The sequence below is a fragment of the Vicinamibacterales bacterium genome, assembly GCA_036496585.1.
GTDB lineage: Bacteria > Acidobacteriota > Vicinamibacteria > Vicinamibacterales > 2-12-FULL-66-21 > JAICSD01.
Window position 1 is genome coordinate 127,425 of the sequence record DASXLB010000060.1, and the last position, 11,734, is coordinate 139,158.

An 11,734-nucleotide genomic window follows, 5' to 3' on the forward strand; every position below is an offset into this window, starting at 1 on the left:
GCCCGTGCACCTATGAGACGAGCCGGCAGCTGAAGCGCTACTGACTCTTGTGGCAGCGCGACAGGTTCCAGGTAATCGTGGTCTTCACGCCGTCGGCGCCGACTTCGCTCTTGCTGCCATGCAGTTCATCGGGATGACTCGGATTCTGCGGCGCGTCGAATGCCGTCATCGCGACCATCTGCTGGTCCTTCGAGTCCGTATGCACGTTCTCGGGCGTTTCCTCATGCGGGCCGCTGTTGACGCACTGGCGGTGGCCGCCGGAGACCTTCTCATGGTGCGTGGTCAGCGTCATTGGCGCGGTCTCGTCGTTCACCGCGCCGATGTGGGCCATCGGCGAGGGCGGAGGATTCGGAAGGGCGTCGAGATCGAGCTGGAACACCACGGCGGCCCGGTCGCTGCCTTCGCCGATCTTCGAGGTCGACTCTTCCTCGTGAAACGTACCGCTACCGCCGGCGCCCTCGTTGGCGCAGGCGGTGTCGGTTTTCGAATCGAGCACGCGTTCCTCGAGCTCGAAGTAACTCCGCAGCCCCTTGACCTGCGAGCCGCCCGAATCGTCGGCGGTGAACGTATAGGTCGTGACGTCGGTCAACGTATGGATGGCGCTGCCACGCTGCGAGCCGTGGACGTTGCCGGCGTCATCCTTGACAGGCCCGGAAAGATCTTTGGTTTCGTCGAGCGTCCGCTCGACGACGACCGTACCGGTCCAGCCCTGCTCACACTGCAGCCAGTCCTGGACCCGGAAGACATAGGGATTTGATTCGTACCATTGCGCGCGGTACGCGGTCTCGGTCGCGACCCCGACCGTCATCCCCAGAAAATCACCCGTCAGCCCCGCGACGATCGACCCGAGCATGTCGCCGATCGTGCCCACGGCTTGCGCCTTGCTGGTCAGCTTGGTCGGCTTGAGCTGCACATAGACGGCGACCGCGCCGCGCTGGTCGATTTTCTGGAGCGCCTCGTGGCTGAGATCGCGGAACTGCGGCACGCCGACGACCACAATGGACGCCTGCCCGTCGCCGTTGGTGTATTCGATGCCGTCCATCTTCGGGCCGCGATGCGGCGATTCGAGATAGACCAGCGCACCGTACTGGCTGCCATCGTCTTTGCCGCTCATGATGTCGTCGAGATGCTCCGCCGTCTGGAGCGCCGCCGCGAAGCCGGTCGCGCCGCCGCCCTCGACGAGCGTGAACGTCATCTTGGCGTTGACGATGGGCCCATCCCCCGGCAGACTGAAATCGAGGCCGGCCGCGTTGAGCATGATCCGCGTGCAATTGAGGTACTGCCACTTGCCGGTGTTGATCTTCGTTGTCGCGGTGACGGTCTTCTTCTCGCCAGCCGCCTTGTTCTGCGTGCGCACCAGCGGCTGGCCGCGCATCTCGAGCTGCACGTCGAGAGCCGCGTAGCTCGCGAGGAATTTGAGCAGCGTCAGGGCGACCGATCCCCTTCCGGCCATCTCGGCGTAGCTCGCGGCGCTTTCCCCGACGCGGGTCGCAATCTGGCTGAAGGCCGTCGTCGCGGTGAGCGAGGTGTAGTCGAGAACGTCGCTGGCAATTTCGTCCGTTGCGCATGGCGCGGTTTCGGCAGGCGGCGCTTGATACGAGGCCAGCACGATGTGCGCGGCAACGTCGGAGCGCAACCGGCCGGTCGTGCCGGTCTGCTTTGCGTGGGCCGCTGCGGCGATCTCGCCGCCCAGACGACTCAGAATGAGGGCGACTTGAATCGCATCGAGGCGGACCTGCGGCCCGGTGTCCGAATCGAGGAGGGCGATCGGCTCCGTATGCCGGCGCCCAAGCTCGTTGATGAAGGCGGCCCAGAAGCGAAGGCCATCGTTCGGACTGTCGGCCGCGGCACGTAGGCCAGTCAGCACGTCGCCGCCGAAGTCGCTCCCGGCCATGACGGAATCGCCTTTCGCAAACGCCGATCCCAGCGCGTCGAGGCCGACGCCATATCCCTCGCCGTACAACTTCGCCAGGCCGGCGACGAGCCACGCGTCGAGCACGAGACCCTGACGCCGCGCGGAAGGGGCCGGAACACTGATGGTCCCGTTGTCGCCGCGGATGTCGTAGCCCGCGGCGCTGACCGCCGCGACCAGCGCCGCGGTCGACTGGGCATCGCCGCGCGCCACGGCCGCGGCCAGCCGTTCGGCCTGGCGTCCCGGGTCCATATCGGCCGGTATCGGCAGCGGGGCCGGCAGCGTGCCGCCGTCGAACGCCGCGCTCAGCGCATTCGTCTTTCGATCCTGCGCCAGCTCTGTCGGGAGGCCACTCCCCGCGACGGGTGCGTCACCACCCTCGGTTCGGACGCCAGAGAGCGGCGCTTGTCGATGAGAGCGCAGCCACCACACCCCCGCGGCGAGAACCAGAAGCAGGCAGGCACCCGCGATCGCACGCTTCATGCGGACGCGAGCTTATCCGATCGCGGCGCTGGGCCGCTTCGACCGCCGCCGCGGACCGCCGTCGGTGATGCGCACGGACGGAGCGGCGATGGCCTGGTCGATCGGCTGCAGCTGTAGCCGAGGCTGTGCGAAGCCGAACACCCTTTCCCGGAAGCGGCCACCCACCGACGTTCGCTGGTGCGGCGCCCATTCGATAATCCGGCAGAATGCCGTGGCACACTGGTTGCTCAGCCAGCGCCTCACATGGGCACCCTTCTCCAGGAACTGCGCGTCGCCGCCCGGATGCTCGCCAGGCGTCCCGGTTTCGCCCTCGTCGTCATCATCACGCTCGCGCTCGGCATCGGGGCCATGACGACGTGTTTCGCCGTCCTGAACGCCGTAGCGTTTCGTCCATTGCCGTTCGCGGATCCCGACCGGCTCGTCGCTGTCCGCACAATCGACCGGCGGACGTCCGGCGGATCGCCATTGTCGCTGGACACGTTCGCCACCCTGCGTCAGTCGGACGCGACGTTTGCGGGCCTCGCCGCCTATCGGACGCACGCCGCGACTGTCGCCGGACCAGGACTGGCCCGGCAGGTTCAGGTCGCGCACGTCGCCGGCGATCTCTTCTCGCTCCTCGGTGTGCCGGTACAGCGAGGGCGGGCTCTTGCGATGACCGACGCGGGCACCCGGGTGGCCGTCGTCAGCGACGATCTCTGGGCGGCCGAGTGGGGATCGAGTCCCGATGTGGTCGGCACGACGTTCTCGCTGGATGGCGATACCTACGCCGTGGCCGGCGTCGCCGCCCGCGCCTTCAGCTTTCCTCAGGACTCGCGGGTCTGGATACCGTTCGACAGGACATCCGACGGCCTGAGGGTGGACATCGTGGCGCGGCTCGCGCCGGGTGCGACGCCGGCGCGGGCTGACGCGGCGCTGACAAGTGCGGCCCCGGACGCGTTCGCCGCGACGGTCCCGTTACGCCGTCAGATGATTGGAGCCAAGCAACGCGCCATGGCGGTGTTCGTGCTCGCCGCCGCGGCGCTCGTGCTGCTCCTGGCGTGCGCGAATCTTGCGGGACTGCTCGCGGCCCAGATCGACGCGCGCAAATACGAGATGGCGCTGCGCTCGGCCATCGGCGCCGATCGCCGTCAGCTCGTGCGGCAGTTGATGATCGAGAGCGTGCTGCTGGCGGTGGCGGGGGGCATGACGGGACTGATCCTCGCGCAGTGGGGCGTCGACCTCTTCGCGGCCACGGTCGGCAAGCCCGACGGTGCGGCCTGGATCGCGTTTGCGATCGACGCCCGGGTCGTGATCTTCGCGCTGAGCTCGTCGCTCGCGACGGCGCTCGTGTTCGGACTCGCGCCGGCGTTTGCTGGTACTCGGGTCGATCTGCGCGGCGTGCTGCAGGCCGACGCCGGCGCCGCTACGCCGGGGCCGGGGCCGCAGCGGGGCCGCAGTCTCCTGGTCGCCGCGCAACTCGCGCTGTCGCTCGCACTCGTCGTCGGCGCGGCGTCGATCGTCACGAGCGCGCTGCGCTTCGACGACATCGACCCGGGCTTCGACCGCAACGGGATTCTGGCGGTCAAGGTCGCGTTCACCGGCAACGCCTACGCGCAGCCGGAGCAACGCTTCGCGTTCATCGATACCGCCACACACCGTCTGCGAGCGGTGAACGGCGTCACGGCGGTGGCGGCGGCGAGTCATCTTCCTTTGATCGACCGCGACCTGCCCTACACGTCATTCGCGCCGGAGAATGCCGGGCCGACGGAGCTGCCTCCCTCTGGCTCCGTCCGCTTCGTCGACGCCGGCTACATCGCCGCCATGCGCATCCCCATCCGCCGCGGACGCGCCTTCACGCCTGCCGAGGCGCGGCACCCGCGCGATCGCGCAGTCATCATCAACGATCGGATGGCGAGGCGCTACTGGCCCGACCGCGATCCGATCGGCACGCGAGTGCATTTAACGGGAAATGTGGCAAGCGAAGGTTGGTACACCGTCGTCGGCGTCGTCGGCGAGGTCAGCCAGCGCCAGCTCCCGGCCGCGCCCGAGAATCAGCTGTACCTGCCGTTGGCGCTCGCGAACCAGGTGTCGCTGATGATGCGCGCGACGTCCGACGCCTTCCCGATCGCGGCGCAGGCGCGCGAGGCGGTGCAGGGCATCGATCACTCACTGGCGATCAGCACCAGCACGATGACCGGAGCCTACGAGTGGTACGCGAGCGACCGTCGCTCGCAGGGGCTGGTCGTCGGCACGCTGGGCGGCATCGCGCTCCTGCTGGCCGGCCTGGGCGTCTACAGCGTGATGGCGATCATGGTGAACGGGCGCAGCCGGGAGATCGCGATCCGGATGGCTTTGGGTTCGTCCACCGGCGCCGTGCGCCGCCTGGTGCTGGCGCGCGGCCTGACGGTCGCGGTGGCGGGCGTCGGGACGGGGCTGTTGCTCGCGACCGCGCTCACGGCGTTTCTGTCGTCGATCTTTCTCGGTGTGCGTGCCTTCGACGTCCGCCTGCTTGTCGCGGCGGTGGCGCTGCTGGGCGGCGTGACGCTCCTGGCCTCGTGGTGGCCGGCGCGCCGCGCGATGCGCGTCGATCCGATGGTGACGCTGAAGCGGTAGAGTGCGCTGAATCGCCCACTGATCCGCTATTCTTGTCCAACATTGAGACGCCACCAGGGGCTCTCTGTCGAATTCATGGAGAATGCCCGGCGGACGGCCGCGCTCGCGTGATCGTGAGTGAGCGGGATCACCACTTGCCGATCAAGTTGGATTACTGATGATGCCGACGCGCCGATGGGTTTGGGCGGTCGCAGGACTGGCGGGCGTCGGGGCATCGCTGGCGATTGCCGCGGCCGCTGACCAGTACCCGTACGACCAGCCGGGTGACAAGAAATTCGTAAACAATACCGCCGTCCTCGAACGGATGGCGCCAGGCGGCAACAACCAGAGCACCAGACTTTCGGCGACGAGGGCTCAGGTGACCGCGACGTTCACCAGCCGCCCCATCGTCATCGACGGCGTCCGCGAAGCAGCGTGGGACGCCGCCACAGCCTTCCCCATCTCGCATGCGTTCAACGCCGGGATGACGGCCGAGGCGCCCGACGCCACGGCGCGCGGCACGATGCGGCTGCTGTGGGACGGGCCCGTCCTCTATCTGCTGGTCGAGGTCACCGGCGACGCCACCAGATCCGACGCCGGAACGCCCATCTGGAACAACGCGAGTTACACACCCGACACCGACGGACTGTTCGCCTGGATGGACGTGTTCAACGACCAGTGGGGACTGGAAACCGACACCCAGGGCGTGTTCTTTGCCGGCGCCAATCCCGCGTTGACGTCGGTGACGTCGTTCACCAACGCGGGTATTCCCTCGCTCGGTTCGTTCTTCAATCCCGACAACCAGGACTACTCGACGCGGTTGAAGGCAGTCGCGTCCTCCGGCTATCACGCGGGCGGCGGCGTCAACTACACGTATGAGGTTGCCCTGCAGATCGAGGGCTGGGGCGACGAGTGGGAACGCCCGCTGACGAATGGAACGCAGATCGGCCTCGAACTTGGCGTCTTCGACCAGGGTGCGTCCTTTACTCAGCTGAGTCGCACGAACGTCCTGGCCGGACGTGAAGGCAACTCGAATCTGCCGAACTCCGAACGCGTCCGCAACCGCGACTGGGCAGTCGTCACGCTCTCGGGCTGGAACAAGACGGCGCCCTTCGCGTGGAGCGCCTGGAGGGCGGATGAGGACATCCGTTTCTGGGACTCCAGGAGCAATCCTGGTGGCGCGGTCTGGACGCCGCAGTCCGCCGCGCGCATGACTGCGGCAAAGCAAGCGTATGCAGCAGTCAAAGATCGTCCCGGTGCGACTCGCGCGCAGAAGAACGCCGCCCTACTCGAGGTCTGTCGCGCCTTCGCGGCGCTGCGATGGGCCGACCAGAAATATCCCGATCCTCACGAGCTGCCCACCCTGAACACTCTGCCGAACATCTGGCAGTTCTTCGACAAGACGAAAGGCGCGAAAGGCATGGTCGCCAACGCGAAGGACTGGGCCGAGCGCCGGCAGGAGCTCCTGGAGCTGGCGCAGTTCTACGAGTATGGATACAAACCCAGGCTTGGCGTCGACTACACGATCGCCGTCACGGAGAACAGCTACGACGGCACCGGCAATCCCAGCGTCACCGCGCGTGTGACGCCGACCAACGCGCGCTTCAGCGGCGGTGTTGTCGTGGACTGGACGATCCCCGTGGCGCTGCCGGCCGCAGTGCCGGACGGCCAGCCCGCGCCGATTTCGTTCGGCGGCAATTGGAGCGCCAACGGGATCGCCAGCGTGCCCTTCCCTGTCTGGGCGGGAGACAGCCGGAGCGACGCCGGTGCGTGGGGATCGCCCAACCGCAACGGCACCTTTTACAAGCTGTTTCCGTACGACCGCAATAGCGCGTCAGCGGACTCGAGCATCCTGATCGCCAACGCCACCGGTGTGTCGGTCGCTCTCGACATCCTCGAGAGCGCCGCGGCCCAGAATCCTCGCCTGCGTGCGAAGATCGACCCTTCGCGAGCGGTCACCAAGGGTTTCTCGATCGGCGGGAAGAATGCGTTCGTCGCGGCGCTCTTCGACGAACGCGTGAAGGTAGCTGTCGTCGGCGGCGCCGGAGCGACCGGACCGGCCAACTGGCGTTACAACGCCCAGGGGCAGGCCTACGACTTCAGCCGCACTCCGTTCTATGAGGCTGGCGCGGAAGCGATCGTTGCGCACGGCACCGAAGGACCTGGCAACAGCTATCGTCACAACCGCGTCCGGGAGACGGAACTATTCCGTCATTTCATGCCCTACGGACACATGTACAGGCACGAGGCGGGTTCCTACGGCTATGGCGGCTACGGCCGGCTGCCCTTCGACCAGGCGCTACTGGTCGCCACCCTCGCGCCGGATCGCGCGATTCTCATCGACACGAACCTCAACGACTACAACGACGGCGCCATGACCGACAACATAAGCCTGCAGATCGCGAAGGCGGTGTACAGGACGATGGGAGTGGATGGCGACGCGCGGGTGAAGTTCAACAGCGGCAACTACGTGTCGAAGGGCGATCCGCACGGCGCGGCCAGCGCCGCGGTCGAAGGCAAGTTCCTGAGCGACTTCTTCTTCGGAACACATACGCTCACCGAGGCCGAAGCGAACCGGCTCAATACCGATCCGTACCTGCTGAAAGTCTCCAACAACAGGACCGCGAGTCCCTACGACTACTATTGGGGCGGATTCAACACCATCACCGGGGGACGCAACGGCGTCGCCGGAACCGACGGCTGGTACTTCCACAAGTGGTTATCGTGAACGGCATTGTCATGCGCGCGCATGCGCCGGCTCTGCGCTTCGCGCTTCGGTGGACACCCGTCGCGTAGCTGGCCAACCGCTCATGCAGCCTTAGCAAGCATGAGCAAAGGTTAGTACCGCTACGGGGTTACGCGGTATGTGGCCACGCAGGAAATATCGACCGTGTCGGCGTCGCCCGCGTGAATTCTGATTGAGGCTGGGCCAGCCATTCGTCCAGCGACACATGCCGCTCGGGTGACAACCGGAGACTGTTTTTCTCGAATCGTGCGCGTGGTAAGTTGCGGACGTGATTCGTCAAATCGCGCCCCAGTTCTTCACAACCGACATGCGCGCGACGCTTATGTACTACCAGGACAAGCTCGGCTTCGACTGTCTCGGCACCTGGCAGGATCCGCCGGTCTATGCCATCGTCGCGCGCGACGAGCACAGAATCCACTTCCGCTGCGCCGACCCGCCCGCGCCGAATCCCGACAAATACGACGACGAGCTCCTCGACGCCTACTTGTTCGTCGACGACGCGGACGCGTTGTACGCCGAGTACGCCGCCCGAGGTGTGGAGTTCACGCGAGACCTTGTCAACACAACGTGGCATTCGCGGGAATTCGTCCTGAAGGACTGTGACGGCCGCCTCCTCGCGTTCGGAGCGAATTCGGAATAGCGAACTGCTACCGGCGACGCGCCGACGGGTCGTCAGGTGGGCTGACCACGTCTGCGGAATTCAGCGTCACACCGGGGCGGACAATCTCGTCGATACGATCTAGCACCGCGGCGTCCAGCACGACGTCGGCGGCGGACAGCTGGGACTCGAGGTGCTCGTGTGTTCGCGGACCGATCAACGCCGCGGTCACGCTGGGGTGGTTGATCGCGAACGCGATCGCCAGCTGGATTAGGGTGATCCCGGCCTCGGCGGCCGGGGCGCCCAGCTTCTCGACGGCATCGAGCTTGGCTTGATTCGCGGGCAGTGCCATGTCGAACCTTTCCCGCAGGCGGCGCCGGGCCGGGGCCCGCTCGGGCGCACCACCATCGCGGGTCCACGCCCCGGATAGCCAGCCGCCGTTGAGGGGGCTGTAGGTGATGACGCCCATCCGATAGCGGCCGGCGGTGGGCAGGATCTCGGGCTCGATGCCGCGCGTCAGGATGGGGTAGGTGGGCTGCTCGGTTACGAACCGTTCCAAGTGCCGGTCACGAGAAACCCACTGCGCCTCGACAATCCGCGACGGGCTCAGCTTCGAGGTACCGATATAGCGGATTTTCCCCTGGCGGACCAGATCGGTCAGCGCCCCAAGGGTTACGAGAGCATCACTCGCAGCAACCGATCCCGCTCCGTCAGTTCCTGCGTGAGGGGTTGTCCGGCACTTCATGCCTGCTCATTCTGGAACAGTCATGGACTGAGAGGCGCTGGTGTCTCACGCCCGAAAGAGCTTGGTTGGGTCGAACCGCATCGCGCGACGAATTGGAACGATGCAAGCCACCAGGACGCATGCGATCAAGAGCGCGATGCTGGCAACGTACGTCGCGGGATCGGTCGGCGTGATTTCGAACACGAGCGAACTGAGCAGTCGCGATACTGCCCACGCGACCGTCGTCCCTAACGCAATGCCCGGCAGAATGATTCGCCCTGCGTATGACAGCAGCAGCAGGGCCACGTCGCCGGAATCTGCGCCAAGCGCCATCCGTACTCCGATCTCCGGCAGGCGCTGGTTGACCGTGTGCAGCACTATGCCGAAGACACCGCTCATCGTGAGAACCAGCGCGAGCGTGGCGAACAGGCCCGAGATGAGCGTCATCAGGCGCGTCGAGCCCCGCCCTCCAATCGAGCGGGCAACGAGCTCGGACACCGACTGAACCGAACGCACCTGTACCGTCGGATCGATCGAAGCGACGGCGTTCCTGATGGCATCGAAAAGCGCGGCAGTGTTTCCGTGAGTCCGAACCGAAAACATTTCGTGGCTGCGAATATTCCAGCGCGCCGGAGCCTGATGGAAATTGAGATAGAAGGTGGGCTCCGGCGACTGGTCGAGACCGAAGGCGCGAACGTCTTCGACGACTCCGATCACATGCCAGGTGATGCCCCCCGCGACTTCCCAGGCGGCCGGATCGTTCAGCACGGAACGATCGCGTTTTTTCATCCGTGCTTCGATATCCGGCGCGATCTTGTCGTTGACAGTGCGGAAATACATCAACTGAAACGTGTGTCCGACCGCTGGCCGGTCGGGCCAGAACCTGTGCGCGAACGCGCGGCTCACGACTGCGACCGGCTGCGCCGATGCAGAGTCGCCCGCCCCAAACTCGCGGCCCTCGATTACGCGAGTACCGAGCGCGTGAAAATATCCCTCCCAGATCGTCCATCCAGCGCCGTCGGTCGTGGTCCCGTCGACGCGGACTTGCGACGGAGACCAGACATAGTCCAAGGGCATTCCTGCACCGGCGCCAACAGAGTCCACGCCAGGGATGGCACGCATGCGGGCGCGAATCGCCGCCGTCCATGCCGCGAACGTCTGCGGCGACGCCGCGGCCGCCGGCGGGGTCTTCAATCCAGCCGTGATGAAGAGATTCTGAGGATCGAACCCCCACCGAGCCGTGCTCAAGCGGACGAAGCTCCCAACCAATAGTCCAGCGCTCACGAGCAGGACTGTCGCCAGCGCCAGCTCGGTCGTCGCGAGCAGTTCGCGCGCCGCGCGCCTCGGCGCTACCGTGATGCTGCCCGCTGCGACCTTCAGCGTGTCGTTGACGTGGACGCCCGCGCTCTTCCACGCTGGCCAGACACCAGCGACGACCGTGACCACGAGTGCGAGGACGGCCGCGAACACGAGCAAACGCAGGTCGACGCGCGCCGCGTCGATGCGGGCGATGTCGATCAGCGACAGCGACCGAACCACACGAATGCCGAGCCACGCCAGGGCCAGCGCGCACGCGGCGCCGGCCGACGCGACGACAAGACTCTCTGTGAGGAGCTGTGCGAACAAGCGACGACGATCGGCGCCGATTGCTGACCGAACGGCCAGCTCCACCTGCCGGTCGACGCCGCGGGCCAGCTGCAGATGCGCAACGTTCGCGCACGCGATCAACAGCACCAGACCGACAGCCGCGAGCAGGAGCCAGAGCGCCCGCTCGTACTTGCCGACGACGACATCGCGAATTGGCTGGAGCCCGACCGTGACGTCCCTGTCGGTGTCCGGGTACGCCTGTGCCAGTCGTTTGTTGATCAGATCGAGATCTGCCTGTGCTTGCGCAAGCGACACACCGTCTCGAAGTCGGCCGATCGCGTGCATGACAGGTGACCCACGTTCGCGGAAATTCGCCATGCCGCAGGGCGATGCCTGGAGAATCTGCGAGTTCGTGTCGGGGAAGAAGAATCCCCTGGGTGCCACGCCGACCACCTGATACGAGCGTCCGTTCAGGGTGAGCGCCGAGCCGATCACAGAAGGCGAGGCGCCCATTCGCGCTCGCCAGAACGCATCACTGACGATGACGACGGGCCGTCCTTCGCCAACGGTGTCCGCAACAGTGAAGTTCCGCCCTAGCGCCGGAGCGACACCGAGAATCGGTAACACCGAGGGCCCGACGCAGGCGCCGCCGACAGTGTCACCACCATCTCCCACGCTGAACGACATCTGTTCGAGGAAGGCGTCGATGTCGATGAAGGAGCGGCTTTCACGCCGCCAATCCTCCATGTCTGGACCGGAAATCCCTCGGCGGACCTCCTGAGACTTCGCTCCCCATAGAAACGTCAACTTTCCTGGATCGTGGTACGGAAATGGCCGAAGCAGGACGGCGTCGACGATGGCAAAGACCAGCAGATTGGCGCCGATACCCAGCGCAATCGAGAGAATGGCGACCGCCGTCCACCCCGGCGATCGGACGAGTGCTTTGAACCCCCCGCGAACATCGATCGCAAATTGATCAGCAGTCATTTTGTCAAAGGCCATTCGGGCCAGCGATTCAATCACTGTCCCCAGAGCATCGGCAGGCGTTTTCCACGTCGACGTGCACACTCCTCGAGCTCGCCGAGCCTTTCGGACGTGATCGGCAGCGTCTGC

At 66.0% G+C, this 11,734-nt stretch carries 6 protein-coding genes; 3 read left to right on the plus strand and 3 right to left on the minus strand.

The features are described from left to right. Window positions 1-37 precede the first annotated feature (37 nt). Complete coding sequence (locus VGI12_18010) at window positions 38-2,395, minus strand: hypothetical protein (GenBank protein ID HEY2434573.1); 2,358 nt, start codon at window positions 2,393-2,395, stop codon at window positions 38-40. A gap of 243 nt (window positions 2,396-2,638) precedes the next feature. Here VGI12_18010 and VGI12_18015 point away from each other — a divergent pair, with 243 nt between their 5' ends. From VGI12_18015 to VGI12_18025, 3 genes are all read left to right on the plus strand, one after another. Continuing rightward, a complete protein-coding gene (locus VGI12_18015) occupies window positions 2,639-4,987 on the plus strand; it encodes an ADOP family duplicated permease (GenBank protein ID HEY2434574.1) in 2,349 nt (782 codons plus the stop codon). Window positions 4,988-5,147: 160 nt separating this feature from the next. After that, window positions 5,148-7,694 carry a sugar-binding protein gene (locus VGI12_18020; protein HEY2434575.1) on the plus strand — a complete coding sequence of 849 codons (2,547 nt, stop codon included), beginning with the start codon at window positions 5,148-5,150 and terminating at the stop codon, window positions 7,692-7,694. Window positions 7,695-7,980: 286 nt separating this feature from the next. Further along, window positions 7,981-8,352 (plus strand): VOC family protein, encoded by a 372-nt coding sequence (locus VGI12_18025; protein HEY2434576.1) that lies wholly within the window; start codon window positions 7,981-7,983, stop codon window positions 8,350-8,352. Window positions 8,353-8,359: 7 nt separating this feature from the next. Here VGI12_18025 and VGI12_18030 read toward each other — a convergent pair whose 3' ends face one another. Both VGI12_18030 and VGI12_18035 read right to left on the minus strand, forming a co-directional pair. Continuing rightward, the gene (locus VGI12_18030; GenBank protein HEY2434577.1) at window positions 8,360-9,055 is read right to left on the minus strand and encodes an aldo/keto reductase; all 696 of its coding nucleotides are present in this window, start codon (window positions 9,053-9,055) and stop codon (window positions 8,360-8,362) included. Window positions 9,056-9,100: 45 nt separating this feature from the next. Beyond that, the gene (locus VGI12_18035; protein HEY2434578.1) at window positions 9,101-11,644 is read right to left on the minus strand and encodes an ABC transporter permease; all 2,544 of its coding nucleotides are present in this window, start codon (window positions 11,642-11,644) and stop codon (window positions 9,101-9,103) included. Window positions 11,645-11,734 lie beyond the last annotated feature (90 nt).

Coding starts and splice junctions, on each gene's coding strand:
- VGI12_18010 (HEY2434573.1), bottom strand. CDS start 2,395: ATGAAGCGTGCGATCGCGGGTGCCTGCCTGCTTCTGGTTCTCGCCGCG.
- VGI12_18015 (HEY2434574.1), top strand. CDS start 2,639: ATGGGCACCCTTCTCCAGGAACTGCGCGTCGCCGCCCGGATGCTCGCC.
- VGI12_18020 (HEY2434575.1), top strand. CDS start 5,148: ATGCCGACGCGCCGATGGGTTTGGGCGGTCGCAGGACTGGCGGGCGTC.
- VGI12_18030 (HEY2434577.1), bottom strand. CDS start 9,055: ATGAAGTGCCGGACAACCCCTCACGCAGGAACTGACGGAGCGGGATCG.